Source organism: Mesorhizobium sp. P2_A12, assembly GCF_056405075.1.
The window spans coordinates 215,731-239,815 of the sequence record NZ_JBFUCU010000009.1; the positions used below are offsets into that span (position 1 = coordinate 215,731).

A 24,085-nucleotide genomic window follows, 5' to 3' on the forward strand; every position below is an offset into this window, starting at 1 on the left:
GTGTGGGCTACTCGGCCCAGAGTTCGTCACGCAGGACCTGCCAGCTTTCCCTATCCGGCGCGACAAGCAAGCCACCGCCGACATGCGACGGCAGATAGGCGCTGCCGTCGAAACGCGCGGCGTGGCCGCCGGCCTCGGCATGGATCAGCACACCGGCCAGATGATCCCACGGCATCAGCTTGTTGTAGACGACGAAATGGGCATGGCCGCTGGCCAAGAGGCGATATTCGTGCGCCGCGCAGCGATAGGCGAATTGCGACAGGATCTTCGTCTGGTTGCGCGCCAGCCGCGACCGCTCCGGTTCGGGCATGTATTGCCAGGAGACAGATCCGGTCATTTCCGAGATCGGCGCAGGCGCCGCGACGTGCACCTTCTCAAGGCTGCCATGCGCATGGCGGATGTGGCTGCCGGCGCCTTTGGCACCGATCAGCCAGTCCTTGCCAACTGGATCGTGGATGATGCCGGCAACCGTCTCGCCCTTGACCACCACCGCCAGCATGACGCCGAACAGCGGGACGCCGGAGGCGAAATTGAAGGTGCCGTCCACCGGGTCGATGACGAACGCCAGGTCGGCTTCGCCCAGGCCATCAAGCAGCGCCGGATTGTCGGAACAGGCTTCCTCGCCGACCACCATCGACGAGGGGTAACGCTTGCGCAGCGTGGCGGTGATCAGGCGCTCGGCATTGACGTCGGCCTCGGTCACCAGATCGGCGGCCGAGGTCTTCTGCCGGATGTCGCCGTCGCCCAACCTGCGAAAGCGCGGCATGATCTCGACCTCTGCCGCCTCGGCCAGAATGCCGGCCAGCCAGTCGATCGCGGTGTCGTCAAATGTCATTGGAAACATCTTGCCTGGTGGTGAGGATGTCGTTGAGCGCGGCGAAGTCGAACAGTTTTCTGTCGAGCAGGTGCGACGGCCTGGTGTTGGACAGCGCGCGGATCATGGTGTCCTTGCGGCCGGGCATGCGCTTTTCGATATCCTCGAGCATCGCCTTCATGGCGTTGCGCTGCAGGCCTTCCTGACTGCCGCAAAGATCGCAGGGAATGATCGGGAACCGCATTGCCGCGGCGAACTTCTCAAGGTCGGTTTCGGCGCAATAGCTCAGCGGCCGCAGCACCATGACGTCGCCCTCGTCGTTGAGCAGTTTCGGCGGCATGGCGGCAAGACGGCCACCATGGAACAGGTTCATGAAGAAGGTCTCCAGAATGTCCTCGCGATGGTGGCCGAGCACCAGCGCCGAGCATCCCTCTTCCCGCGCGATGCGATAGAGATGGCCGCGCCGGAGACGCGAGCAGAGGGAGCAATAGGTGCTGCCCTCGGGCAGCTTGTCGGTGACGACGGAATAGGTATCCTGATACTCGATCCGGTGCGGAATGGCGTGGCTGTCGAGATAATCGGGCAGGATGTGCTTGGGGAAATTCGGCTGGCCTTGGTCCAGGTTGCAGGCCAGCAGATCGACAGGCAAAAGCCCGCGCCATTTGAGATCGAGCAGCACGGCGAGCAGCCCGTAGGAATCCTTGCCGCCCGACAGCGCTACGAGCCAGCGCTGGCCGGGCTTGACCATCGAGTAATCCTCGATCGCCTGACGGGTGAGACGCAGCAGCCGCTTGCGCAATTTGTTGAACTCGACCGACGACGGCACGTCGGCAAACAGCTGATGGAAGCCGCCTTCGCCGTCGGCAATCGGTTCAAGCGTTTCGATGTCTGGCAGCATGTTCATTGGCATGTCGCTTTCGTGGCCAAGAATGCCCGGATTAGCGGACATGACAGACAAAGAAAAGGCCGCCTCGACGGGCGGCCTTTGGATGGTGTCGCAAAATGGGTTCGCTTAGCGCGAATGGAATTCGTCGCTTAGCGCGAATAGAACTCAACGACCAGGTTCGGTTCCATCTGTACGGCGAACGGAACATCAGCCAGGCCGGGAATGCGCGAGAAGGTCGCGACCATCTTGTTGTGATCGGCTTCGATGTAGTCCGGCACGTCGCGTTCGGCCAAGCCCACCGATTCCAGAACGATGACCAGCTGCTTCGACTTTTCGCGGACTTCGACGACGTCGCCCGGCTTGCAGCGGTACGAGCCGATGTTGACGCGCTTGCCGTTGACGTTGACGTGGCCGTGGTTGACGAACTGACGGGCGGCGAAAATCGTCGGCACGAACTTAGCGCGGTAGACGACCGCATCGAGACGCGACTCAAGCAGGCCGATCAGGTTCTCGGAGGTGTCGCCCTTGCGGCGATCGGCCTCTTCATAGACCTTGCGGAACTGCTTTTCCGAAACGTCGCCATAGTGACCCTTCAGCTTCTGCTTGGCGCGCAGCTGCAGGCCGAAATCGGAAAGCTTGCCCTTGCGGCGCTGACCATGCTGGCCGGGGCCGTATTCACGCTTGTTGACCGGGGACTTCGGGCGGCCCCAGATATTTTCGCCGAGACGGCGGTCGATCTTGTACTTCGCGGATTCGCGCTTGCTCATCGCATTCCCTTTTCAAAACAACACACCCGGAACCTCATGGTCCGGGTGAAGGAAACGCGCCCTCCTCTGGCCTCCGTTTTCGAGACCTGACAGGGTTCTCCCACGCAACGCGGCGGAAAACCCACGGGACACGTCATTTCAAACAAGATCAGAAACGACTAGGCAGTCTGATCTTGCGTATACAAAACAAACACCGGACATCGCTGCCCGGTGGTTGTGACGGCTGGTTAAACCGAGATTCAACCGGTGTCAAGCTTGTGACTGGCATAGGCCCGGCGACAAGATACCCGTTTTCCCGCGTAGATGCAGTGCCGGATGTGGCGGGAGGTTGTTGCGCCAACGGCATCAGGAACGGACTGGAACGAGGAGCGCAATACTTATGAAGAAATTCTTCCTTACCCTGGCAGGCGCCGCGGTGCTTGCGGGCTCGATGGCGGTGGCGCCGGAACCGGCGATGGCGCGTCATTGGCACGGACACAAACAGGTTTGCCGCATCATCGTGACGAAGAGAGTGGTGTGGCGGCATGGTCACCGCAGGGTGATCGTCCACAGGGTACGGCGCTGCCACTGGTGGTGATACCGGACTAGGCCCGGTAGAACGGGAAATAACCCATCCATCGCCATGACCGAAGCCCGCGGTTTTATCCGCGGGCTTTCACTTTGATGCTTCTCTCCAAGACGACACGCGACCGGAGTCAGCTGTCGGATTTCCTTTCCGGCAGACCCTTGCGCTTCGTCTCGGCGAACTCCTCGAGCTGCTTTTCGCTCATCGATTCAAACATTCCCTTCGAAGCGCCTTTGAGCTCGCTCTTTTTTGTCTCGCCGCGCTTGGCCGACAAAGCGGCGCCGGCGGCTTTTTGCTGGGCTTTTGAGGTGGCTGGCATGGCTGTTTCTCCGTGGCTCTCAGAAGAAACGCCCCGCTGCGGTGACGGTTCCAGCCCCGGTGGCTCGGTTCCCGGCCCGCTTGGTGCCGGTTCGCCACGTGGTCAGGCTTGGCGATTTTCCTTGGCAGCCTTCCCGTGTCTGGAACCCCAGTGTAGGACGGCTGAATGAAATCTCTGACCGATCCCTCACAAGCTCTCTCCACTGGCCTGGCGAAAATCCGCACCGAATTCCACGTGCCAGATGGATTTCCGGTAGTCGTACTGGCCGCCGCGGAGGTGGCGGCCAAACGTGTGCCCAACCAGCATGCCGATCGAACAGCGATGCCCTTCGTAACGCTCGATCCGGCGAGCTCCACCGATCTTGATCAGGCGTTCTCAATCGAGGCGAGCGGCGGCGATCTTCTGCTGCATTACGCCATTGCCGACGTAGCCTGGTTCGTCGAGGACGGTGACGCGATCGATCTCGAAGCCTGGACGCGGGGCGAGACGCTTTACTTGCCGGACGGCAAGGCCGGGCTCTACCCGCCGGTAATTGCCGAGGGTGCAGCGAGCCTGTTGCCGGATGGATCGCGGCCAGCGGTTGTCTTCACGGTTCGGGTTGCGCAGGACGGTGCGACGAAGTTGGACGGCGCGGAGCGGGCAATCATTCAAAGCCGCGCGAAGCTCGCCTATGACAGTGTGAAGGCCTCCGACGTTCCGGCCGGCTTCGCCGAAATGGCGCGACGCATGGCAATGAACGAAAAGCGTCGTGGTGCTTCGCGCGTCGACCCACCCGAGCAGGAGGTTGAAAGGCTCGCCGATGGTACATTCCGGCTTTCGTTCAGACCGCTGCTGCAAGCCGAGCAAGACAACGCCGCGCTTTCGCTGGCTGCAAACATGGCGATCGCCGACGCCATGTTTGCGCACCATACCGGGTTGTTTCGGGTGATGTCGGAGCCAGATGCTTTCAGGGTGCAAAGACTGCGCAGCGCGGGCACAGGCTCTCGGGCTGTCTTGGCCGGCCTCCACCAGCTTGCGCGACTATCAGCGAACCCTTGACCCGACCGATCCGCAACAGGCGGCGCTGATGCTGGAAATCCGCCATGCAAGCGCCGGCGCATCCTACCAACCCTATAGAGAAGGTGTTGTCCCTTGGCATGAGGCGATGGCAGCGACCTATGCCCATGCAACGGCACCACTCAGGCGACTGGCCGATCGCTACGTCGTGCGCTGCGCGCTGGCCATCGCCAATGGCCAGCCGGTGTCCCAGGCTGTCACCGACGCGTTCGCCAGATTGCCGCAGGTGATGGGGCGTGCGGATAGCCACGCTTCGCAGATCAACCACGCGGCTATCGACCTTGCCGACATGCCTGTCGTTGCCAACGTAAAGGCCTCCGGGCTTAGACAGGGCGACGATCTGGCGCTAAGGCTGGTTATGGCCGATCCAGATCACCGCAGCATCGTCTTCGAACCTGTTTAAGTGGCAGACGTTTCCGCCGCCATCTAGCTCACGACCAGCCCGAACCCCTGCATCAGCCGGCTGGTGGCGAAATCCGCCTTGCCGGAGGTGAAGACCGCAATGTCAGGCTCACCCACCGGCAAAGGCCCGTCGACCGGCGCCAGCAACGACATGGCGCGGCGGGCGATCGCTTCGGCCGGGTCGATCCAGTCGACCGGCCAGGGCGCGGTCTTGCGCATGCGATTGGCCAGGAACGGATAATGTGTGCAGCCGAGCACGACGATGTCGGTGCGGGCGCCATCCGTCTCGACGAAGCATGGCGCGATCTCCTGGCGGACGATCTCCTCGTCGACAAACCCCTCGCGCATGTAGATTTCCGCCAGCGGCGCCAGCCGATCCGAGCCGACCAGCCGCACATGGCATTTCTGCGCCCATTTGCTGATCAGGTCGCGCGTGTATTGACGCTTGACCGTGCCTGGCGTCGCCAGCACCGAGACGAGGCCTGAGCGCGTGCGCTCGGCGGCCGGCTTGATCGCCGGCACCGTGCCGACAAAAGGGTGACCGGGGAATTTCTCGCGCAAAGCGTCGATAACCAGCGTCGATGCGGTGTTGCACGGGATGACTGAAATCTCGGGCTGGAACTTTTCCAGCAGCGCGCCGAACAGCCCAAGGATATGGGCGTTGAGGGCCGGCTCCTCCCAGGCGCCATAGGGGAAGGCGGCATCGTCGGCGACATAGACAAAGCGGCGGTCGGGCATCAGCACGCGCGCCTCGCGCAGCACGGTGAGCCCGCCGATGCCGGAATCGAACATCAGGATCGGCCGCTCAGTCATTATCGGTGCCCTTTCCGCCGAGCGGCGGCATATCGTCGTCCTTGCCGGTGCCGTCTGCCTTGCCTGCCAGGCGATCGCCTTCCGCCTTGCGGGCGCGCGCCACGGCCGCCGGCAATCGTCTTGGATCGTCGCCTGGGGAACCCTCGCCACGCGGCATCGCCGGTGAAAACCTGTCCAGGGACGAAATGATGCCGCGCAGCACCTTCAGCTCCGGCTCGGCAAACCCGGCACGCGTCAGCACGGCGCGCAGATTGTCGACCATCTTCGGCTTCTTCGGTGCGGGGCGGAAATAACCGCGCGCTTCCAATGCGCCTTCGAGATAGGCAAACAGCCCGTGCAGCTCTTCCTTGCTGGCCGGCTTCATGTCCGGACCGGAAAAGTTGGTTTTGGTCTCGACTTCCAGCCCGGACTTCATCCACTCGTAGGACATCAGCAAGGCCGCCTGGGCTATGTTGAGCGAGGAGAAATCGGGATCGACGGGAAAGGTGACGATCTCGTCGGCAAGGCCGACCTCGTCATTGTAGAGGCCGAAGCGCTCGCGGCCGAACAGGATGCCGGTGCGCTGCCCCATTGCGTGACGGGTCCGAAGCACCCTGCCCGCTTCCACCGGGCCGCGCACGGATTTGAAGCCGTCGCGCTGCCTGGCCGTGGTTGCAAAAACAAAGTTCAGATCGGCGAGCGCCGAGGCCAGGTCGTCGAACACCTTCACGGCGTCGATGACATGGTCGGCGCGGCTGGCGGCCGCGCGCGCCTTCTCGCTCGGCCAACCGTCGCGAGGGTTGACCAGGCGCAGTTCCGACAGGCCGAAATTTGCCATGGCACGAGCCACCATGCCGATGTTCTCACCGAGCTGCGGCTCGACGAGGATGATTGCCGGGCCAGCGGTCGTGAGGCCGTGCTGTAAGTCCGTTCCTGCCATGTTTTCCAGGTGATTGCGCCACGAAGTCTCCGCGTCGTGCCATATCGATGCGGCTTTTTGAAGAGTTATCGGTCACTTGGCCGACAAATAGCCTTGTGATGGCTCCTCGAGAGATTGGCGGGATGTGGCATCGCACTCGTGCCCTTAACCAAAAGACATTCGACCTCACTGCTGCGTGATGGCTCGATCTGGCGCCTCAAACCGCCAGCAAATGGAAAACACGGGTGCTCGCTGTTGCTATTGACGATATTTCCCATTTTTAGAAATCATCTACGATCCGAATGCATATTTATTTACGATGACGCATCGCGTCGGTGGAAAATCAAATTATAAAACGGTAATCTCCCACCCGCTTGGGTCCAGCGTGTATTGACGAATGATATCGAGGAGACGGAGCGTGTCTTGCACACCCCGTCGTCTATTTGTGCCCCAAGCATTTCATCACGGATTTCAACGGCCGACGAGGGCGTTGGCCAAATCTAGGAGGGGCAAATGAAAATCGTACGGTTTTTCCTTTCACTCGCCGTGTTGCTTGCAGCGTCGATCTTCCTGATCGCGCCAGCTTCGGCGCAAGCGACTCGGACTTGGGTTTCCGGCGTTGGCAACGACGCCGATCCGTGCAGCCGAACGGCACCTTGCAAGACGTTTGCCGGCGCCATCTCGAAAACGGCGACGGCCGGCGAGATCAACTGTCTCGACCCGGGCGGTTTTGGCGCGGTCACCATCACCAAATCCATCACCATCGACTGCAGAAACACTGAAGCTGGCGTGCTTTTTACGCTCGGTTCGAACGGCATCATCGTCAACGCACCTGCCGCCTCGGTAGTGCATCTTCGCGGCCTTGATTTAGACGGTGTAGGCACCGGCGCCGACGGCATCCGCATGGTGGGTCAGGGTCAGCTGCATATCGAAGATTCCAACATAGAAAGAGTGACCAGCAACGGCGTCGAATTTCTCCCTAACGGCAACAGCGAACTCTACATAAGCAACACCCGCATAGCCGAGACAGGCGCCGAAGGTGTTCTCATCAAGACGACTGGAGCCGTGGGAATCAATGCCATCCTTTCAAGAGTGGAAATCACCAACAGCGGCAGCGGCATTCTTATCGACGGCACAGGCAACACCGTGGCCATGAACCTGACGCTGACCAACAGCCTTGTCAGCGGCAATACCGGCAATGGCGTGGTGGTCAAATCCGTCGCCGCGGCATCGCCGGTGCGGGCGACGATTACCGGCAACACGATCAGCGCCAATGCCGGCAGCGGTGTCAACGCGAACGGTGCCGCTGCCAGCGGCAACGGAAGCGCGATCGCCTTTCTCGGCGGATCGACAATCTTCGGCAATGTCACCGGGGTCAGCAATACCGGGAGCGGCGCCGTCCAGTCGTTCAAGAACAACATGATCGCCGGCAACGTAGCCGACGGCACACCGCTGACCGCCTTCCCAGGCCCTGGCGGGGCGCCGCTGCAATAAGCGACTGCCGCCTCCGCGGCAGTATGAAACAAGGCGATGCCGGCTGCCCTGCGAGGGATAGGCGGCATCGCCCCTTGGGTCCGGCTGCCAAAGCAGCAGCCCGCGTCTTCCATTACCCCGGTTGCACCGCTCGACCATGGCGGCCCGAACGTCGACAAATGGACCCGCCCGTGCTCGCTTCCGGCATTGACGATATTTTCCATTTGTAAAAATCATCCACGATCCGAATGCATATTTATTTACGATGACGCATCGCGTCACTGGAGAATCAAATTAGAAAAAGGTAATCTCCCGACCGCTTGGGTATTCAATGAGTATCGACGATTGGTATTTGGAAAATGGAGTGTGTCCTGCACGCTCCCGTCATTTATTTGTGCCCCAAGCATTTCGACACGGGTTTCCATGGCCGACGAGGGCGTTGGCCAAAATCTAGGAGGGGCAATTGAAAATTGTACGGTTTTTCCTTTCACTCGCTGTGTTGGCTCTGGCGTCAGCCTTCCTGATTGCACCAGCTTCCGCACAGGCGACACGGACGTGGGTTTCCGGCGTTGGTGACGACGCCAATCCGTGCAGCCGAACCGCACCGTGCAAGACGTTTGCCGGTGCCATCTCGAAGACGGCGACGGCCGGCGAAATCAACTGTCTCGACCCGGGTGGCTTTGGCGCGGTCACCATCACCAAATCCATCACCATCGACTGCAAAACGACGGAAGGTGGTGTGCTTGCGTCCCTCGTGAACGGCATCATCGTCAACACGCCCGTCGGCTCGGCGGTGCATCTTCGCGGCCTCGACATAGACGGTGTAGGCAACGGCCTCGACGGCGTTCGGATGCTTGGCCAAGGTCAACTGCATATCGAGGACTGCAACATAGAGCGGATGGGCGGCAACGGCGTCGAATTTCTCCCTAACGGCAACAGCGAACTCTACATGAGCAACACCCGCATAGCCGAGACAGGCGCCGAAGGTGTTCTCATCAAGACGACCGGGGCCGTTGGTATCAATGCCATCCTTTCGAGGGTGGAAATCACCAACAGCGGCAGCGGCATTCTTGTCGACGGCACCGGCAATACCGTTGCCATGAACCTGACACTGACCAACAGCCTTATCAGCGGCAACACCGGCAACGGCGTGGCGATCAAATCCGTCGCCGCGGCATCGCCGGTGCGGGCGACGATTACCGGTAACACGATCAGCGCCAATGCAGGCAGCGGTGTCAACGCGAACGGTGCCGCTGCCAGCGGCAACGGAAGCGCCATCGCCTTTCTCGGCGGATCGACGATATTCGGCAACGTCACCGGGGTCAGCAATACCGGGAGCGGCGCCGTCCAGTCGTTCAAGAACAACATGATCGCCGGCAACGTAGCCGACGGCACGCCGCTCACCGCCTTCCCGGGCCCTGGCGGTGCGCCGCTGCAATAAGTGAGCGCCGCTTCCGCGGCAGCGTGAAACAAGGCGATGCCGGCTGCCCATCGGGGGCAGTGCGGCATCGCCTTTTTTTGTTCTCGATTGCCCAGAGCGGTTCACCGTTTCACGGAAACGCCGAACCGCTCTATCTTTCTTGTTTTACGGCAATTCCCTAAGGAAAAGCGCTACGCGCTTTTCCAGAGAAAACCGCTTCACACTTTTCTTGGAATTGCTCCAGCAGCAGCCTGCGTCTGCGTCGTCCCGGTTTGCACCGCTTTGATCGCTTTGCTATAGGCGAAGTCCCTACCCTGGCGAGGTCTGCCCCGCCATCACCCAACTGTTGAACGAGGCATTCTTTCCATGGCGAAGATCAAGGTGGCGAACCCGGTCGTCGAACTCGACGGCGACGAGATGACCCGCATCATCTGGCAGTTCATCAAGGACAAGCTGATCCACCCTTATCTCGACCTCAAGCTTGAATATTACGACCTCGGCATCGAGCACCGCGACGCCACCAACGACCAGGTGACCATCGATTCGGCCAACGCCATCAAGAAATACGGGGTCGGCGTGAAATGCGCGACGATCACGCCCGACGAGCAGCGCGTCGAGGAATTCAAACTGAAGAAGATGTGGAAGTCGCCGAACGGCACCATCCGCAACATCCTCGGCGGCACCATATTCCGCGAGCCGATCATCATGAAGAACGTGCCGCGCCTGGTGCCGGGCTGGACCAAGCCTATCATCGTCGGCCGTCACGCCTTCGGCGACCAGTACCGCGCCACCGATTTCCGTTTTCCCGGCAAGGGCAAGCTGACGATCAAGTTCGTCGGCGAGGACGGCAAAGTCATCGAGCACGATGTCTACGATGCGCCGGGCGCCGGCGTCGCCATGGCCATGTACAATCTCGACGATTCGATCCGCGAGTTCGCCCGTGCTTCGCTGAACTACGGCCTGCTGCGCAACTATCCGGTCTATCTCTCGACCAAGAACACCATCCTCAAGGCCTATGACGGGCGCTTCAAGGACATCTTCCAGGAAGTCTACGAGGCTGAGTTTGAGGCCGAGTTCAAGTCGAAGAAGCTGTGGTACGAGCACCGGCTGATCGACGATATGGTAGCGTCCAGCCTGAAATGGTCCGGCGGCTATGTCTGGGCCTGCAAGAACTATGACGGCGACGTCCAGTCCGATACCGTTGCGCAAGGGTTCGGTTCGCTTGGCCTGATGACCTCGGTGCTGATGACCCCGGACGGCAAGACGGTGGAAGCCGAAGCCGCGCACGGCACCGTCACCCGCCACTACCGGCAGCACCAGAAGGGCGAGGAGACCTCGACCAATTCAATCGCCTCGATCTTTGCCTGGACGCGCGGCCTCGCGCACCGCGCCAAGCTCGACGACAATGCCGAACTGAAGCGCTTTGCCGAGACGCTGGAAAAGGTCTGCATCCAGACGGTCGAGAGCGGTTTCATGACCAAGGACCTGTCGCTGCTGATCGGCCCCGACCAGCCCTGGCTCTCGACCACCGGCTTCCTCGACAAGATCGACGAGAACCTGCAGAAGGCGATGGCCTGACCAGGCAAGACCCGGGAGGGGTATATGGGCAAGCCCGTCGTCTACGGCGCGGACTACAGCGTCTATGTACGCATCGTGCGGCTCGTGCTCGAGGAGAAAGGCATCGACTACGGGCTTGTGCCGGTCGATGTCTTTGCCGCCGAGGGCATTCCCGCCTGGTATTTCGAGCATCACCCGTTCGGCCGCATCCCGGCCTTCGAGCATGACGGGTTTCGCCTTTTCGAGACGAGCGCGATCGCGGGCTATGTCGACGAAGCCTTTGACGGGCCGGCGCTGCAGCCGAAGGATCCGCGCGGCCATGCGCGGATGAACCAGTTCATCGGCATGCTCGACGCCTATGCCTATCGGTCGATGGTCTGGGATGTCGCCGTCGAACGGCTGGAGAAGATGGCACCCGACGAGGCGCTGATCGCCAACGGGCTTTCGCAAGCGAGCAGAGCGCTTCGGACGCTCTCCTCGCTGAAGGCGCCGGGGCCATGGTTGCTTGGCGACCAGCTGACGCTGGCCGACCTGCATGCGGCGCCGATCATCGGCTATTTCGTCAAGGTCGCCGAAGGGCAAAAGCTGCTCGCTGAGTTCCCAGAGATTCAAGCCTGGTGGGACCGGATCGCGGCCCGTCCAAGCTTTGCCGCGAGCGGTCCTGCGGCCTGATCAGCCTGCGGCCGCTGTTCATTCCAGGCGCCGCTTATTCTGGAAGGTAGATTTCCGCCTTCATGAAGGTCTTGGCACGACCCAGGATCAGCACGCGATCGCCGGCCAGATCACACAAAAGATGCCCGCCACGCTGTGAGCACTGCAACGCCGACAGGTGGGTCTTGCCGAGTTTTTCAGCCCAGTACGGCACGAGCGTCGCATGAATTGAACCGGTCACCGGATCCTCGGGAATGCCGGCTCCGGGAACGAAATAGCGGGAGACGAAATCATGCGTTTGGCCGCGCGCGGTAATGACAAGGCCAAGCGGGTGGAAAGCTCCGATCCTGAGCAGATCGGGAACGAAGGATCGGACGGATTGCTCGTCGGCAAGCTCGACGAACAGGTTCTCAAAATTGCGAAAGCTCGCAACCGGATGCGGCGACAATATCTCCTGCAGCGCCAACATGGTTTCCCCATCGACAGGCTGCGGCGGAAAACATGGCAGATCGAGCTGGTAGGCGCCTTGCCGCTGAGAGACCCGCAACTCGCCCACTCGCGTCGCAAAGGCGATGTCATCGGGCACATCGTGTTGCGAGGCTAGCACATGGGCGGTCGCCAGGGTGGCGTGTCCGCAGAAGTCGACTTCATGAACCGGTGTGAACCAGCGCAAGTCCCAGCCCTTGCCGTTCGGCCGCGCAAAGGCGGTTTCGGCGAGATTGTTCTCGTTTGCGATGGCCTGCATCACCTCGTCGGCCAGCCAGTCCGGCAAGATGAGGACGGCAGCGGGGTTGCCCTGAAAGGCGCGCTCGGCAAAAGCATCGACCTGGTACATGGTCAGCGTGGGCACATCATCCTCCGAAAAGACTGATCGCCGGCCGGGCGACCATCAGCCAAACGATAGCAAGCACGGCAGCGAAAGCCGGAAAGCCGCAAGCGAACCAGATGCGAAAAAGGTGCTTTTCCTCGGCGGGCAGCGGTCGATTTTCGATGGCCGCCTGTCGCGCCAGATTTCGTATCCGAATCTGGATCCAGACCACCGGCAGCCAGAACAGACCCGTCACGACATAAAGCAGCAAGGACAGCACGATCCAGCCTTCGGACAGCGGCCACCCCAATGCCCGGGCAAGCAACACGCCTGATATGGGCTGCACCACGACGGCGGTTGCCGTGAAGATGGTGTCGGCGACGACAACCGTGCCCGCGACATGGGCGACGAGGTCGGCGCGACCGGTGCGCTGCGCCATCAGCATGAAGAAGGCGATCCCGGCGCCGGTGCCGAAGAGAACCGTGGCGCCAATGACATGCGTCCAGCGCAGTATGTCAGCCCAGAGGTTCATCGCTCGTCGAGGACCGCCAGCGCCACAAGCACCAGGCACAGCATGGGGATCGTCTTGACCAGCGGCCCCAGCGGCGCGAGCCACAGATCGGGAACGAGAAGCGTCGACGCCGCCAGATAAAACAGCGTGATCGCAATCATCGCCAGCAGCGCCCGCCGGGCCCAAGGCCGGACCAGAACCGCCGCACCGGCAAGGATATCCGCAGCACTGCCGGCAACAACCGACATGTCTGCCAGATTCGCCGACACGCCGCGTGAAACAAGAATGGAAGCGGCCTCGTCTTGCCGGATCAGGCCGATGATGCCCGACGCAAGCCAGAACAGGGCCAGGCAGCCGAAGATGACAGGTTTTGCCAGCCAGAGGCGCGCGAACCATCGCTCCTGGACATGGGCCGACATGGCGGCCAGCGTTGCTTCCAGCGGCTGCAGCGGATGGCCGCAAATCTGGTTCCATGGCCCGGCATTTCCGGTCACGCCACGCGCCAATGCGGCAAGGGCTGAGCTGCGCAAAGGCGATCGCCAGCCAAGGAGGCCGAGGCCATCGGCAGTTGCGGCAGCAAGCCGGCCGACAATGGCCGGCATCGGTACGACCTTCGCCCGCGGCAGGCCAAGCCATGCCCGAAAGGCTGAGAGAACATCGGCGAGTGGTCTGGCCTCGGCCTCGACGAGATCGACGGCAGTACGGGGCGGCAGAGATCCGGCGACCGCGCGCGATACCGCTTCAGCAACGTCGGTGACCGCCACGGTCTGGATCGGCTGCCGCGACATGACGGCGGGGATAAAGCCGGGGAAGGCCGCCAGGGCGCGCAAAAGTGCGGTCCCGCCATAGGCGGCGGGCGCGATCACCAAGCCGGGGCGCAGGATCGTCCACTCCAGCGAAGAGCTTGCGACTGCCCTGTCGCCTTGCGCCTTGCTGTTGAAGAAAGCGTCGGCGGAGGAGAGGTCGGCGCCGATCGCGGAAATCTGTGCAAAACGGCGCACGCCGGCCCGTTCGCATGCCGCGACCAGCGCCGCCACCGAATGCCGGTGGATGGCGTCGAGGCGATCGCGCGCGCCATCCTGCAAGGCGCCTGCCGCATTGACGATTGCATCCATACCGGTGACCATCGGCAGCCAGTCCTCAGCGGCAAGCAGCCGCGACATGTCGGCGGCGATCCAGCGCACCGCCGGCCAGCGCGGCTTGGCATACACGACATCGCGCCCAAGGCCGGCCACATGATGCCCGTCGCGAAGCAGACGGCCGACGACTGCTTCGCCGATCAGACCGTAGCCGCCAAGGACGAGCACCTTCATGCAGGGACTTTCAGGCTGCCTCCAGCGCCGCCTTGACCGCGGCGATCGCATCACCGGCTTTCGAAGCGTCCGGGCCACCGGCCTGCGCCATGTCGGGTCGCCCGCCGCCACCCTGACCGCCCAACGCGGCGGAGGCCACGCGCACCAGATCGACGGCGCTGAAACGGCCGACCAGATCATCGGTGACAGCGACCACGACGCTCGCCTTGTTGTCCTCGCCGGAACCGACGAAGACGACGACGCCGGAACCGAGCGAGTTCTTGCCGGCATCGGCCAGCGGCTTCAGATCCTTCGGCGAGACACCGGAAACCGCTTTGCCGAGGAAGCCGACGCCGGCGACAGTCTCGTTCTCCGACGGCGCACCCGCCGCGGCTCCGCCGCCCAGCGCCAGTTTCTTGCGCGCCTCGGTCAGTTCCTTCTCGAGCTTCTTGCGCTCGTCGAGCAGCGCCTCGACGCGTGCCGGCACGTCGGCCGGCGAGATCTTCAGCGTCGCGGCGACCGATTTCAAACGCCGGTCCTGCTCGTCGAGATGCTTGCGCGCGGCTTCGCCGGTCAAAGCCTCGATGCGGCGCACGCCGGCGGCGACCGCGCTATCCGACACGACACGCACCAGGCCGATATCGCCGGTCGCCCTGACATGCGTGCCGCCGCAGAGCTCGACCGAATAGGGCCGGTTGGCCTTGGCGCCATGCAGGCCGGTGCCCATCGACACGACGCGCACTTCATCGCCGTACTTCTCGCCAAACAGCGCCATGGCGCCCTCGGCAATGGCATCGTCGACCGACATCAGGCGCGTGCTCACCGGGCTGTTCTGGACGACGATCTCGTTCGCCATGCGCTCGACCTCTTCGAGATCCTCGGGGGAAATCGGCTTGTTGTGCGAGATGTCGAAGCGCAGGCGCTCGGGCGCAACCAGCGAACCCTTCTGCGCGACATGGCTGCCGAGCACCTCGCGCAGCGCCTCATGGATCAGGTGCGTCGCGGAATGGTTGGCACGCAGCCTGGAGCGGCGCGCATGATCAACCTTCAGCTCGACGGCCGCGCCGGTCTTGACCGTGCCGCTGGCCACCTTGCCGATATGGACGAACAGCCCATCGGCCTTCTTCTGCGTATCGGAAATCTCGATCGAGAAGCCTTCACCTGAAATGATGCCGGTGTCGCCCATCTGGCCGCCGGACTCGGCATAGAATGGCGTCTGGTTGACGACCACGGCAACCGCCTCGCCCTTGCTTGCGCTGTCGACGGTCTTGCCGTCCCGGACAAGCGCCTGGATAAGGCCTTCAGCCTGCTCGGTCTCGTAGCCGAGGAATTCGGTGGCGCCGGCCTTCTCGCGCACCGGGAACCAGACAGTCTCGGTGGCCGCGTCACCGGAGCCTGCCCAGTGGGCGCGTGCTTCGGTTTTCTGCCGTTCCATGGCATTGGTGAAACCGGCAAGATCGACCGAGATGCTGCGCTGGCGCAGCGCGTCCTGCGTCAGGTCGAGCGGAAATCCGTAAGTGTCGTAGAGCTTGAAGGCCGTCTCGCCATCCAGCATGTCGCCGGCGTGCAGCGTTTCCGTCGCCTCCGAAAGCAGGCCGAGGCCGCGCACCAGCGTCTTGCGGAAACGGGTCTCCTCGAGCTTCAGGGTCTCGGTGATCAACTGCTCGCCGCGTACCAGTTCCGGATAGGCCTGGCCCATCTCGCGCACCAGGGCCGGCACCAGGCGCCACATCAGCGGATCGCGGGCGCCGAGCAACTGCGCATGACGCATGGCGCGGCGCATGATGCGGCGCAGGACATAGCCACGGCCTTCGTTCGACGGCAGCACGCCGTCCGCGACCAGGAACGAGGACGAGCGCAGATGATCGGCAATGACGCGGAAGGACGCGACCGTCTCCTTGTCGGGACCGTGCCCGATGGCGGACGACGCCGCGTCGATCAGGTGACGGAACAGATCGGTCTCAAAGACGCTCTCCACCCCTTGCATGATGGACGCCATGCGCTCCAGCCCCATGCCGGTGTCGATCGACGGGCGCGGCAGGTCGATGCGCTCCTCCTTCGTCACCTGTTCATACTGCATGAAGACCAGGTTCCAGAATTCGAGGAAACGGTCGCCGTCCTCCTCGGGGCTGCCGGGAGGGCCGCCCCAGATGTGTTCGCCGCGGTCGATGAAGATCTCGGAGCACGGCCCGCAAGGTCCGGTGTCGCCCATCGCCCAGAAATTGTCCGAGGTCGCGATGCGAATGATGCGGTCGTCGGAAAAACCGGCGATCTTCTTCCAGAAGCCGGCAGCCTCATCGTCCGTGTGATAGACGGTGACCAGCAGCTTGTCCTTGTTCAGCCCGAATTCCTTGGTGATCAGGTTCCAGGCAAGCTCGATGGCGCGCTCCTTGAAATAGTCGCCAAAGGAGAAATTGCCGAGCATTTCGAAGAAGGTCAGATGGCGCGCGGTGTAGCCGACATTGTCGAGGTCGTTATGCTTGCCGCCGGCGCGGACGCTCTTCTGCGCGGTGGAGGCGCGCGAATAGGGCCGCTTCTCCAGGCCGGTGAAGACGTTTTTGAACTGCACCATGCCGGCGTTGGTGAACATCAGCGTCGGATCGTTGCGCGGTACCAGCGGGCTCGACGCGACGATCTCGTGACCCTCCTTGCGGAAGTAGTCGAGAAAAGTCGACCGGATCTCGTTCACGCCACTCATGAATGCTGCCTTTTCGAGAAAACCGCCGGCAAACCGGCGGAAAATGGGCTCTGGGTCTCAAAGCGCGCCGCGCTGAAAACGGATTCAGTCGTCGCGCCTTAAGTTCTTGCTTCCATGCATGTCGTTGTCCCAAAACCGCTGCGCACTTTGGGCGACATCCATAAGAAAATAGACTTGGCCTTTTAGCGGTCGCACCGCACCCTGTCCAGAAACACGGAATTGGTCCAAATCGCGCGCTTGCCGACCATCAGCGCCAGCCGCAAAATGAAAAACCGCCGGCTCGAAAGCCGGCGGTTTGGAACGCAAAAAACACTGAACTCAATTACATAAGCTTGAGATAATAGAACAGGATTATGGCCGATCTTCGGCCGGCATCCTGTGCACGAAGTAGTTACATCGCGCCGGATTCCTCCTCGAAACCGTCGTCGCCGCTCTCGGCGCCGCCATTCTCGAGGAATTTCTCGGCGATCAACCCGGCATTCTGCCTGAGCGCCAGTTCGATCTCGCGCGCCGTGTCGGGATTGTCGCGCAGGAACAGTTTGGCATTCTCGCGGCCCTGGCCGAGACGCTGCGAATTGTAGGAGAACCAGGCGCCCGACTTCTCGACCACGCCGGCCTTGACGCCGAGGTCGACCAGTTCGCCGGTCTTGGATACGCCTTCGCCATACATGATGTCGAACTCGACCACCTTGAAGGGCGGCGCCAGCTTGTTCTTGACCACCTTGACGCGGGTCTGGTTGCCGACGACCTCGTCGCGGTCCTTGACCGAGCCGATGCGGCGGATGTCGAGGCGGACCGAGGCGTAGAATTTCAGCGCGTTGCCGCCCGTTGTGGTCTCGGGCGAACCGAACATGACGCCGATCTTCATGCGGATCTGGTTGATGAAGATGACCATGGTGTTGGAGCGTGAGATCGAGGCGGTCAGCTTGCGCAGCGCCTGGCTCATCAGGCGGGCCTGCAGGCCAGGCAGCGAATCGCCCATCTCGCCTTCGATTTCGGCACGCGGCGTCAGCGCCGCGACCGAATCGACCACCAGCACATCGATGGCACCGGAGCGCACCAGCGTGTCGCAGATTTCCAGCGCCTGTTCACCGGTGTCGGGCTGCGAGATCAGAAGGTTTTCCAGATCGACGCCAAGCTTGCGGGCATAGACCGGATCGAGCGCATGCTCAGCATCGACGAAGGCGCAGATGCCGCCTTTCTTCTGGGCTTCCGCGACGGTGTGCAACGCAAGCGTCGTCTTGCCCGAGCTTTCCGGCCCGTAGATCTCGATGATGCGGCCACGCGGCAGGCCACCGACGCCAAGCGCGATGTCGAGGCCGAGCGAGCCCGTCGGCACGGTTTCAATCTCGACGACCTGCTCGTTCGCGCCGAGCCGCATGATCGAGCCCTTGCCGAAAGCCCGCTCGATTTGCGACAGCGCCGCGTCCAGAGCCTTTGATTTGTCCACCGCTTTGTCCTCTACCAGCCGCAAAGAATTCTGAGCCATGATACATCACCCCTTGGTCGTCAATGAAGGCCGGACAATCCGTAATCCCTGCCTATTTGTACCTTTTTTGTTCTTGTTTGGCAAGAGGGTTCAAGTATCTGAAAGGCAATCACTATCCGGATTTGTTCTTTTTTTGTCCCAAGAATCACATCAGGAGCGCACCTCGCATTGGGCCAGACCGCATACTCGTTTCGATCTGCCGAATCGCCTGCCAGCATGCGAGGCTCCGTCGCACAGCCTAACGCTTGTACCGCTGGAATAACAAAGGTCATATCGTCGGCATGGTGAAATCTCCAAGAATCCTGGCCGTGGGCGGCGCCCATATCGACCGGCGTGGCCAGGTGTCCGGCGCTTACGTGCCGGCCGCGTCCAATCCCGGCACGATGCGCGAGGATGTCGGCGGGGGCGTCTTCAATGCCTTGCGCAGTGCGGTCCGGCGCGGTGTTTCGGCCTCGCTGCTGTCGGTGCGCGGCGGCGATGCCGCCGCCGATACGGTTTCACGGGCCATCGCCAAAGCCGGGATTGCCGACCTGTCGGCGGTGTTCCTCGATCGCACGACGCCAAGCTATACGGCGCTGATCGACAGCGAGGGCGAGCTGATCGTCGGCTTTGCCGACATGGCGCTCTATGAACTGGCGTTTCCCAAGCAGGTCAGGCGCTCCAAGGTGCGCGAGGTACTCGCCGCCGCCGATGCCGTCTTCTGCGACGCCAATTTGCCGACGGCGGCACTGGAGAGGCTCGTGGCACTCGCCGCCGGCAAACCCGTCTTCGCCATTGCCATTTCGCCGGCCAAGATCGTGCGCCTGAGGCCGGTGCTCGGCAATCTGGCCGTCGTCTTCATGAACCAGCGCGAGGCCGTCGCACTTGCCGGCCTGGACGGTGCGGCTTCGGGGTACGACATCGTCGACGGGCTGAAACGCGCCGGGCTCAAAAGCGGCGTGGTGACAGCGGGCGGCGCTTCGATGCTGGGCTTCGATGAAGCCGGCACCTTCTCGATCCTGCCGCCGACGCCAAGAAAGGTCACCGACGTCACCGGCGCCGGCGATGCGCTGGCGGGTGCGACGGTCGCTGCCTCGCTGCGCGGCATGCCGTTGCGCGCAGCCCTGCGCGAAGGCATTGCCGCGGCGACGCTGGCCATCGAAAGCGCCGACGCCGTTCCCGATTTCACCGCCGCTGATTTCACCGAGGCGCTGGCTCTTGTGCCGGACGCGCAGGAAGTGGCATGAGACCGGCCAGTTCATAGTGCCGGAGTGTTTTCGCGCGTCCTAGTGGAGGCGCATCGCACCGGATTGGAGATCAGGATGACACCAGAAACCGCCCGCCCCTTCATCGATATCCATGCGCCGGTGGCACAGGCCTTGGCCGCCGGGCGGCCGGTGGTGGCGCTGGAGAGCACCATCATCACCCATGGCATGCCCTACCCCGACAATGGCGCCATGGCGGCCGATGTCGAAAAGATCATCAGCGATGGCGGCGCCGTGCCGGCGACGATCGCCGTGGTTGGCGGGCGCATCAAGATCGGGCTTTCGGATGGCGAGCGCGAGTCCCTTGCCATGACCGGCGATGCCATGAAGCTGTCGCGCGCCGACCTCGGCTTCGCGGTGGCGCAAGGGCGCACGGGCGGCACCACCGTCGCCGCCACGATGATCGCGGCGCATATGGTCGGCATCAAGGTGTTCGCCACCGGCGGCATCGGCGGCGTGCACAAGGGTGCGGAAAAGAGTTTCGACATTTCCGCCGACCTCGACGAACTGGCGCGCACGCCGGTCATCGTCGTGTCGGCCGGCGCCAAGGCCATCCTCGACATCGAAAAGACGCTGGAAGTGCTGGAGACGCGCGGCGTGCCCGTGGTCGGCCATGGCTGCGAGACGATGCCGGCCTTCTGGTCGCGGCATTCGCCGTTCCGCGCGCCGCTGACCTTGCACAAACCGGAAGAGATCGCGCATTTCTACCAGACCCGGCAGGCGCTGGGGCTCGCCGGCGGCATGCTGATCGCCAATCCGGTGCCCGAAAACCACGAAATTCCGGCCGAAGAGATGGCCGGTTATATCGAGGCCGCGCAGAAGGCCGCCGAAGCGCTCAACGTAACCGGCAAGGCGGTGACGCCGTTCCTGCTGTCGAAAATCCTCGAACTGACCGGCGGCAGGAGCCTGAAGACCAACATCGCACTGGTCGAAAACAATGCAAGGCTGGCGGCGCGGATTGCAAAGGCGCTGTAGGCTGCTGTTCAAGCGTCTGGCAATGAGTAGCTAGGCGTGAACGCCGAGTTCCTTCACACCCCCCTCTGTCCTGCCGGACATCTCCCCCGCAAGGGGGGAGATTGGACGTCGCCGCCGCTTTCGCCAATCGCCGAGGTTGGAGGTAGAGCGCCTTCAGTGAAGCTGCCGATCTCCCCCCTTGCGGGGGAGATGTCCGGCAGGACAGAGGGGGGTGCTGTCCCTCGCCGCTGCCAAAAGATTGCCGCAGCACCTGAGGTCGTTGCACTATTTCCCAGACCGCCGTCCTGCCTCATAGGCGCGGCGTGCCCAGACCGTCATCTCGTCGGGATCGTCGAAGGCGCTGTCGGGAACGCTCCAGTAGGGCATGGAGACCAGCTTGCCGTGCCGGGAGCCGGTATAGGTCCACTGCCGGCAGCCTGCGGCCGCGAAGTCCGGCGCGCTTTGCGCGTCGGCCTTCAGCATCAATTCGCCGCGCAGCACGATGGCGACTATGACACCGTCGAAATAGATGCCCTTGCCGCCGAACAGTTTGCGGATGCTGACCGGGCCAAGGCCCTCGAACAGTTCGGCGATGCGTTCATTGTCCATGCCGCGATCATGTCACCGGCATTTGACATTGTCATCGCTGCAACCAAGATCATACTGACAGGTTGAGAGCCATCCGTCGGAGTTTCCCCATCATGCCGCTTCTGCTCAAGGGGTCCTGCCGCTGCAATGCCGTTCGTTTCGAAGTCGAGAGCCACACGCCGGCGCCGTTCATGCTGTGCTACTGCTCGATCTGCCGCAAGCAGCAAGGCGGCGGCGGCTTCTCCATCAATCTCGGCGCGGTCAACGAGACGCTGAATATCAGGGGCAAGAGGAACCTCGGCGTTTACCGGGCCGAGATCGAGGACGACGAGCATCCGCGGTGCGAAATATCGACCGGCGAGCGCAATTTCTGTCGCAAATGCGGGTCGGCACTGTGGCTCTACGATCCGACATGGCCGGAGCTCGTGCATCCCTTCGCCTCGGCGATCGACACCGATCTGCCGGAGCCGCCGAGCCGGGTGCATCTGATGCTGAAGTACAAGGCCAACTGGGTCGAACCCGTGATCGGCAAGGGCGACAGGACGTTCGACGCCTATCCGGAGGAATCCATCGCCGACTGGCACAAGCGAACGGGCATGTGGGTGGAGTGAGACTCTTCGCCCCGTTTACGGGGAGAAGGGAAAGCCTCAGGCCGAGGCGCGTGCTTCCGCGAGAGCCTTCAGGTCAGCCGGTTTCAACTCAACCGATTCACCGCAGCCGCAGGCCGAACTCTGGTTCGGGTTGCGGAAGGTGAAGCCGGTGCGCAGGGTCGTCTGCTCGAAATCCATCTCGGTGCCGAACAGGAAAAGGGCAGCCTCGGGCGCCACATAGACATGGGCGCCATCACGCTCGATATGGTCGTCCTTGGTGTTGGGTTCGGTCACCAGATCGACCGTGTATTCCATGCCGGCGCAGCCGCCCTTCTTGATGCCGAGGCGGATGCCATGCGCGCCGTCGCGGGTGGCGACGATCTCGCGCACCCGGTCCGCAGCCTTTTCGGTCATCGTGATGACGGCAAAGCGTCCCATCTTTTCTTTCTCCATTCCGTGCAGGTTCAAGGCCTGCCGAACGATTCCTCACCTAAAATGGTGAAGTTTTACCACTGGCGCAAGTGCGCCACCCTTATGAGGCTCGACGCTAGTACCAACCCACCGCGACCTGCGCCTCTTCCGACATGCGGTCGGGCGACCAAGGTGGGTCGAAGGTCATGTTGACCTCGACGCCGGACACGCCCTCGACGGCGCCGACGGCGTTTTCCACCCAGCCGGGCATTTCGCCCGCGACTGGGCAGCCCGGCGCGGTCAGCGTCATGTCGATCTTGACCGAGCGGTCGTCCTCGATGTCGATCTTATAGACGAGGCCAAGCTCGTAGATGTCGGCCGGGATTTCCGGGTCATAGACCGTCTTCAGCGCCGAGACGATGTCGTCGGTCAGCCGCGCCAGTTCGTCGGCGGGAATGGCTGATCCTGAAACCAGCGCGTTGGTCGCGGTTTCGGGAGAAGTTTCGGCGGCGGTGCTCACATCATCCATGGTCGTCACCCAAAAAACTTGCGCGCTTTTTCAAGCGCCTCGGCCAAAGCGTCGACTTCGGCCCTGGTATTATACATGCCGAACGATGCCCTGCATGTGGAGGTTACGCCAAAGCGTTTCAACAGCGGCTGGGCGCAATGCGTGCCGGCGCGCACCGCAACGCCTTGCCTGTCTATCACCATCGACACGTCATGAGCGTGAATGCCCTGCAGTTCGAACGAGATGATGGCGCCCTTGCCGGGCGCATCGCCGAAGATGCGCAGCGAGTTGATGGCGCGCAGCCGCTCATGCGCATAAGTCTTGAGGTCTTCCTCGTGGGCGGCGATGCGCTCACGGCCGACCTTTTCCATATAGTCGAGGGCGGCGCCCAGCCCGATCGCCTGGACGATCGGCGGTGTGCCTGCCTCGAAGCGGTGCGGCGGTTCGTTGTAGGTGACGATGTCCTCCGTCACCTCCTCGATCATCTCGCCGCCGCCTATGAACGGGCGCATGCCGAGGAGAATGTCCTTCTTGCCATAGAGCACGCCGATGCCGGACGGACCGTAGACCTTGTGGCCGGTGAAGACGAAGAAATCGCAGTCGAGATCCTGCACGTCGATCGGCATGTGCACAGCGCTCTGGCTGCCGTCGACGAGGACGGGAATTCCGCGCGCATGCGCAATGCGCACGATCTCCTTGATCGGCGTCACCGTGCCCAGCGCATTCGACATCTGGGTGATGGCGACCAGCTTGGTGCGATCGGTCAGCCGCTTCTCGAACTCCTCGATGTGGAAAACTCCGAGATCGTCGACCGGCACCCAGACCAGTTTCGCGCCCTGCCGCTCGCGGATGAAATGCCACGGCACGATGTTGGAATGATGCTCCATGATCGACAGCACGATCTCGTCGCCCTCGCCGATGTTGGGCATGCCATAGCCATAGGCGACGGTGTTGATCGCCGACGTCGTGTTCGAAGTAAAGACGATGTTGTCGGTGCTCGGTGCGTTGAGAAAACGACGCACCGTCTCGCGCGCCTTCTCGTAAGCGTCGGTCGCCGCGTTGGACAGGAAATGCAGGCCGCGGTGGACGTTCGCGTATTCCTGGCTGTAGGCGTGCTGGATTGTGTCGAGCACCACCTGCGGCTTCTGCGCCGAGGCGCCATTGTCGAGATAGACCAGCGGCTTGCCGTAGACCTCGCGCGACAGGATCGGGAAGTCGCGGCGGATCGCCTCGACGTCGTAGGGGATGTTTTCGACTTTCTGGTCCATTTCGAAGTCCTTGCCGCTCTAGGCCGCGTTCCTTCCAGCACCCCTCATCCGTCTTGGCGCTTCGCGCCAATCCACCTTCTCCCACAAGGGGAGAAGGGAGGGA

The 24,085-nt window shown here is 62.4% G+C and carries 25 protein-coding genes; 10 read left to right on the plus strand and 15 right to left on the minus strand.

The features are described from left to right. Window positions 1-7: 7 nt before the first annotated feature. From AC1DZU_RS20770 to rpsD, 3 genes are all read right to left on the minus strand, one after another. A complete protein-coding gene (locus tag AC1DZU_RS20770) occupies window positions 8-835 on the minus strand; it encodes an inositol monophosphatase family protein (RefSeq protein ID WP_477287837.1) in 828 nt (275 codons plus the stop codon). Then, a complete protein-coding gene (ttcA, locus tag AC1DZU_RS20775; protein ID WP_477287839.1) occupies window positions 825-1,718 on the minus strand; it encodes a tRNA 2-thiocytidine(32) synthetase TtcA in 894 nt (297 codons plus the stop codon). Before ttcA ends, AC1DZU_RS20770 begins: the two co-directional genes overlap by 11 nt. Before the next feature lie 131 nt (window positions 1,719-1,849). After that, window positions 1,850-2,467 (minus strand): 30S ribosomal protein S4, encoded by a 618-nt coding sequence (gene rpsD / locus AC1DZU_RS20780; protein ID WP_013895883.1) that lies wholly within the window; start codon window positions 2,465-2,467, stop codon window positions 1,850-1,852. A 379-nt stretch (window positions 2,468-2,846) separates the two neighbouring features. On the opposite strand from rpsD, the gene AC1DZU_RS20785 reads away from it, so the two are divergent. Further along, window positions 2,847-3,044: a hypothetical protein gene (locus AC1DZU_RS20785; RefSeq protein WP_477287841.1), complete on the plus strand. Its 198-nt coding sequence runs from the start codon at window positions 2,847-2,849 to the stop codon at window positions 3,042-3,044. Between the two features lie 118 nt (window positions 3,045-3,162). Here the strand turns inward: AC1DZU_RS20785 and AC1DZU_RS20790 are convergent, their stop codons facing one another. Further along, on the minus strand, window positions 3,163-3,351 hold the full coding sequence (locus AC1DZU_RS20790; protein WP_477287843.1) for a DUF3008 family protein: 189 nt from the start codon (window positions 3,349-3,351) through the stop codon (window positions 3,163-3,165). A 165-nt stretch (window positions 3,352-3,516) separates the two neighbouring features. On the opposite strand from AC1DZU_RS20790, the gene AC1DZU_RS20795 reads away from it, so the two are divergent. Together AC1DZU_RS20795 and AC1DZU_RS20800 are read left to right on the plus strand one after the other, a co-directional pair. Beyond that, the gene (locus tag AC1DZU_RS20795) at window positions 3,517-4,389 is read left to right on the plus strand and encodes an RNB domain-containing ribonuclease (RefSeq protein WP_477287845.1); all 873 of its coding nucleotides are present in this window, start codon (window positions 3,517-3,519) and stop codon (window positions 4,387-4,389) included. Continuing rightward, window positions 4,364-4,810 carry a hypothetical protein gene (locus AC1DZU_RS20800; protein ID WP_477287847.1) on the plus strand — a complete coding sequence of 149 codons (447 nt, stop codon included), beginning with the start codon at window positions 4,364-4,366 and terminating at the stop codon, window positions 4,808-4,810. Before AC1DZU_RS20795 ends, AC1DZU_RS20800 begins: the two co-directional genes overlap by 26 nt. Window positions 4,811-4,833: 23 nt before the next feature. Here the strand turns inward: AC1DZU_RS20800 and murI are convergent, their stop codons facing one another. Together murI and AC1DZU_RS20810 are read right to left on the minus strand one after the other, a co-directional pair. Beyond that, window positions 4,834-5,622 (minus strand): glutamate racemase, encoded by a 789-nt coding sequence (murI, locus tag AC1DZU_RS20805; RefSeq protein ID WP_477287849.1) that lies wholly within the window; start codon window positions 5,620-5,622, stop codon window positions 4,834-4,836. Next, complete coding sequence (locus tag AC1DZU_RS20810; RefSeq protein WP_477287851.1) at window positions 5,615-6,541, minus strand: RNA methyltransferase; 927 nt, start codon at window positions 6,539-6,541, stop codon at window positions 5,615-5,617. Before AC1DZU_RS20810 ends, murI begins: the two co-directional genes overlap by 8 nt. 492 nt (window positions 6,542-7,033) lie before the next feature. On the opposite strand from AC1DZU_RS20810, the gene AC1DZU_RS20815 reads away from it, so the two are divergent. The 4 genes from AC1DZU_RS20815 to AC1DZU_RS20830 all read left to right on the plus strand — a co-directional run bounded on the left by AC1DZU_RS20815 (window position 7,034) and on the right by AC1DZU_RS20830 (window position 11,642). After that, window positions 7,034-8,014 carry a right-handed parallel beta-helix repeat-containing protein gene (locus AC1DZU_RS20815; protein ID WP_477287853.1) on the plus strand — a complete coding sequence of 327 codons (981 nt, stop codon included), beginning with the start codon at window positions 7,034-7,036 and terminating at the stop codon, window positions 8,012-8,014. Between the two features lie 442 nt (window positions 8,015-8,456). Next, window positions 8,457-9,434 carry a right-handed parallel beta-helix repeat-containing protein gene (locus AC1DZU_RS20820; RefSeq protein ID WP_477287855.1) on the plus strand — a complete coding sequence of 326 codons (978 nt, stop codon included), beginning with the start codon at window positions 8,457-8,459 and terminating at the stop codon, window positions 9,432-9,434. 345 nt (window positions 9,435-9,779) lie between these two features. Beyond that, window positions 9,780-10,991: an NADP-dependent isocitrate dehydrogenase gene (locus AC1DZU_RS20825; RefSeq protein ID WP_095085403.1), complete on the plus strand. Its 1,212-nt coding sequence runs from the start codon at window positions 9,780-9,782 to the stop codon at window positions 10,989-10,991. A gap of 24 nt (window positions 10,992-11,015) precedes the next feature. After that, complete coding sequence (locus AC1DZU_RS20830) at window positions 11,016-11,642, plus strand: glutathione S-transferase family protein (RefSeq protein WP_477287857.1); 627 nt, start codon at window positions 11,016-11,018, stop codon at window positions 11,640-11,642. Window positions 11,643-11,676: 34 nt separating this feature from the next. Here AC1DZU_RS20830 and AC1DZU_RS20835 read toward each other — a convergent pair whose 3' ends face one another. The 5 genes from AC1DZU_RS20835 to recA all read right to left on the minus strand — a co-directional run bounded on the left by AC1DZU_RS20835 (window position 11,677) and on the right by recA (window position 18,419). After that, complete coding sequence (locus AC1DZU_RS20835) at window positions 11,677-12,471, minus strand: PhzF family phenazine biosynthesis protein (protein ID WP_477287859.1); 795 nt, start codon at window positions 12,469-12,471, stop codon at window positions 11,677-11,679. Window position 12,472: 1 nt separating this feature from the next. Then, complete coding sequence (locus AC1DZU_RS20840; RefSeq protein ID WP_477287861.1) at window positions 12,473-12,961, minus strand: DUF2269 family protein; 489 nt, start codon at window positions 12,959-12,961, stop codon at window positions 12,473-12,475. Beyond that, complete coding sequence (locus tag AC1DZU_RS20845; protein WP_477287863.1) at window positions 12,958-14,253, minus strand: SDR family oxidoreductase; 1,296 nt, start codon at window positions 14,251-14,253, stop codon at window positions 12,958-12,960. Before AC1DZU_RS20845 ends, AC1DZU_RS20840 begins: the two co-directional genes overlap by 4 nt. A gap of 10 nt (window positions 14,254-14,263) precedes the next feature. Then, window positions 14,264-16,930, minus strand: coding sequence for an alanine--tRNA ligase (gene alaS / locus AC1DZU_RS20850; RefSeq protein WP_477287865.1), 2,667 nt, complete (start codon window positions 16,928-16,930; stop codon window positions 14,264-14,266). A 391-nt stretch (window positions 16,931-17,321) separates the two neighbouring features. Further along, window positions 17,322-18,419 carry a recombinase RecA gene (gene recA / locus AC1DZU_RS20855; RefSeq protein ID WP_095085392.1) on the minus strand — a complete coding sequence of 366 codons (1,098 nt, stop codon included), beginning with the start codon at window positions 18,417-18,419 and terminating at the stop codon, window positions 17,322-17,324. 281 nt (window positions 18,420-18,700) lie between these two features. Here recA and AC1DZU_RS20860 point away from each other — a divergent pair, with 281 nt between their 5' ends. Together AC1DZU_RS20860 and AC1DZU_RS20865 are read left to right on the plus strand one after the other, a co-directional pair. Then, complete coding sequence (locus AC1DZU_RS20860; RefSeq protein WP_477287867.1) at window positions 18,701-19,645, plus strand: carbohydrate kinase family protein; 945 nt, start codon at window positions 18,701-18,703, stop codon at window positions 19,643-19,645. Window positions 19,646-19,720: 75 nt separating this feature from the next. After that, window positions 19,721-20,638, plus strand: a complete 918-nt coding sequence (locus tag AC1DZU_RS20865) for a pseudouridine-5'-phosphate glycosidase (protein ID WP_477287869.1) — start codon at window positions 19,721-19,723, stop codon at window positions 20,636-20,638. A gap of 264 nt (window positions 20,639-20,902) precedes the next feature. Here AC1DZU_RS20865 and AC1DZU_RS20870 read toward each other — a convergent pair whose 3' ends face one another. Continuing rightward, complete coding sequence (locus tag AC1DZU_RS20870) at window positions 20,903-21,226, minus strand: TfoX/Sxy family protein (protein WP_477287871.1); 324 nt, start codon at window positions 21,224-21,226, stop codon at window positions 20,903-20,905. Between the two features lie 92 nt (window positions 21,227-21,318). On the opposite strand from AC1DZU_RS20870, the gene AC1DZU_RS20875 reads away from it, so the two are divergent. Next, the gene (locus AC1DZU_RS20875; protein ID WP_477287873.1) at window positions 21,319-21,816 is read left to right on the plus strand and encodes a GFA family protein; all 498 of its coding nucleotides are present in this window, start codon (window positions 21,319-21,321) and stop codon (window positions 21,814-21,816) included. Window positions 21,817-21,852: 36 nt separating this feature from the next. Here the strand turns inward: AC1DZU_RS20875 and sufA are convergent, their stop codons facing one another. The 3 genes from sufA to AC1DZU_RS20890 all read right to left on the minus strand — a co-directional run bounded on the left by sufA (window position 21,853) and on the right by AC1DZU_RS20890 (window position 23,982). After that, complete coding sequence (gene sufA, locus AC1DZU_RS20880; protein ID WP_111542539.1) at window positions 21,853-22,233, minus strand: Fe-S cluster assembly scaffold SufA; 381 nt, start codon at window positions 22,231-22,233, stop codon at window positions 21,853-21,855. Between the two features lie 109 nt (window positions 22,234-22,342). After that, a complete protein-coding gene (locus tag AC1DZU_RS20885) occupies window positions 22,343-22,735 on the minus strand; it encodes an SUF system Fe-S cluster assembly protein (protein ID WP_477287875.1) in 393 nt (130 codons plus the stop codon). A 5-nt stretch (window positions 22,736-22,740) separates the two neighbouring features. Next, window positions 22,741-23,982 (minus strand): cysteine desulfurase, encoded by a 1,242-nt coding sequence (locus AC1DZU_RS20890; protein WP_477287878.1) that lies wholly within the window; start codon window positions 23,980-23,982, stop codon window positions 22,741-22,743. Between the last annotated feature and the right edge of the window lie 103 nt (window positions 23,983-24,085).

Coding starts and splice junctions, on each gene's coding strand:
- AC1DZU_RS20770 (WP_477287837.1), bottom strand. CDS start 835: ATGACATTTGACGACACCGCGATCGACTGGCTGGCCGGCATTCTGGCC.
- ttcA (WP_477287839.1), bottom strand. CDS start 1,718: ATGAACATGCTGCCAGACATCGAAACGCTTGAACCGATTGCCGACGGC.
- rpsD (WP_013895883.1), bottom strand. CDS start 2,467: ATGAGCAAGCGCGAATCCGCGAAGTACAAGATCGACCGCCGTCTCGGC.
- AC1DZU_RS20785 (WP_477287841.1), top strand. CDS start 2,847: ATGAAGAAATTCTTCCTTACCCTGGCAGGCGCCGCGGTGCTTGCGGGC.
- AC1DZU_RS20790 (WP_477287843.1), bottom strand. CDS start 3,351: ATGCCAGCCACCTCAAAAGCCCAGCAAAAAGCCGCCGGCGCCGCTTTG.
- AC1DZU_RS20795 (WP_477287845.1), top strand. CDS start 3,517: ATGAAATCTCTGACCGATCCCTCACAAGCTCTCTCCACTGGCCTGGCG.
- murI (WP_477287849.1), bottom strand. CDS start 5,622: ATGACTGAGCGGCCGATCCTGATGTTCGATTCCGGCATCGGCGGGCTC.
- AC1DZU_RS20810 (WP_477287851.1), bottom strand. CDS start 6,541: ATGGCAGGAACGGACTTACAGCACGGCCTCACGACCGCTGGCCCGGCA.
- AC1DZU_RS20815 (WP_477287853.1), top strand. CDS start 7,034: ATGAAAATCGTACGGTTTTTCCTTTCACTCGCCGTGTTGCTTGCAGCG.
- AC1DZU_RS20825 (WP_095085403.1), top strand. CDS start 9,780: ATGGCGAAGATCAAGGTGGCGAACCCGGTCGTCGAACTCGACGGCGAC.
- AC1DZU_RS20830 (WP_477287857.1), top strand. CDS start 11,016: ATGGGCAAGCCCGTCGTCTACGGCGCGGACTACAGCGTCTATGTACGC.
- AC1DZU_RS20840 (WP_477287861.1), bottom strand. CDS start 12,961: ATGAACCTCTGGGCTGACATACTGCGCTGGACGCATGTCATTGGCGCC.
- AC1DZU_RS20845 (WP_477287863.1), bottom strand. CDS start 14,253: ATGAAGGTGCTCGTCCTTGGCGGCTACGGTCTGATCGGCGAAGCAGTC.
- alaS (WP_477287865.1), bottom strand. CDS start 16,930: ATGAGTGGCGTGAACGAGATCCGGTCGACTTTTCTCGACTACTTCCGC.
- recA (WP_095085392.1), bottom strand. CDS start 18,419: ATGGCTCAGAATTCTTTGCGGCTGGTAGAGGACAAAGCGGTGGACAAA.
- AC1DZU_RS20860 (WP_477287867.1), top strand. CDS start 18,701: ATGGTGAAATCTCCAAGAATCCTGGCCGTGGGCGGCGCCCATATCGAC.
- AC1DZU_RS20865 (WP_477287869.1), top strand. CDS start 19,721: ATGACACCAGAAACCGCCCGCCCCTTCATCGATATCCATGCGCCGGTG.
- AC1DZU_RS20870 (WP_477287871.1), bottom strand. CDS start 21,226: ATGGACAATGAACGCATCGCCGAACTGTTCGAGGGCCTTGGCCCGGTC.
- AC1DZU_RS20875 (WP_477287873.1), top strand. CDS start 21,319: ATGCCGCTTCTGCTCAAGGGGTCCTGCCGCTGCAATGCCGTTCGTTTC.
- sufA (WP_111542539.1), bottom strand. CDS start 22,233: ATGGGACGCTTTGCCGTCATCACGATGACCGAAAAGGCTGCGGACCGG.
- AC1DZU_RS20885 (WP_477287875.1), bottom strand. CDS start 22,735: ATGGATGATGTGAGCACCGCCGCCGAAACTTCTCCCGAAACCGCGACC.
- AC1DZU_RS20890 (WP_477287878.1), bottom strand. CDS start 23,982: ATGGACCAGAAAGTCGAAAACATCCCCTACGACGTCGAGGCGATCCGC.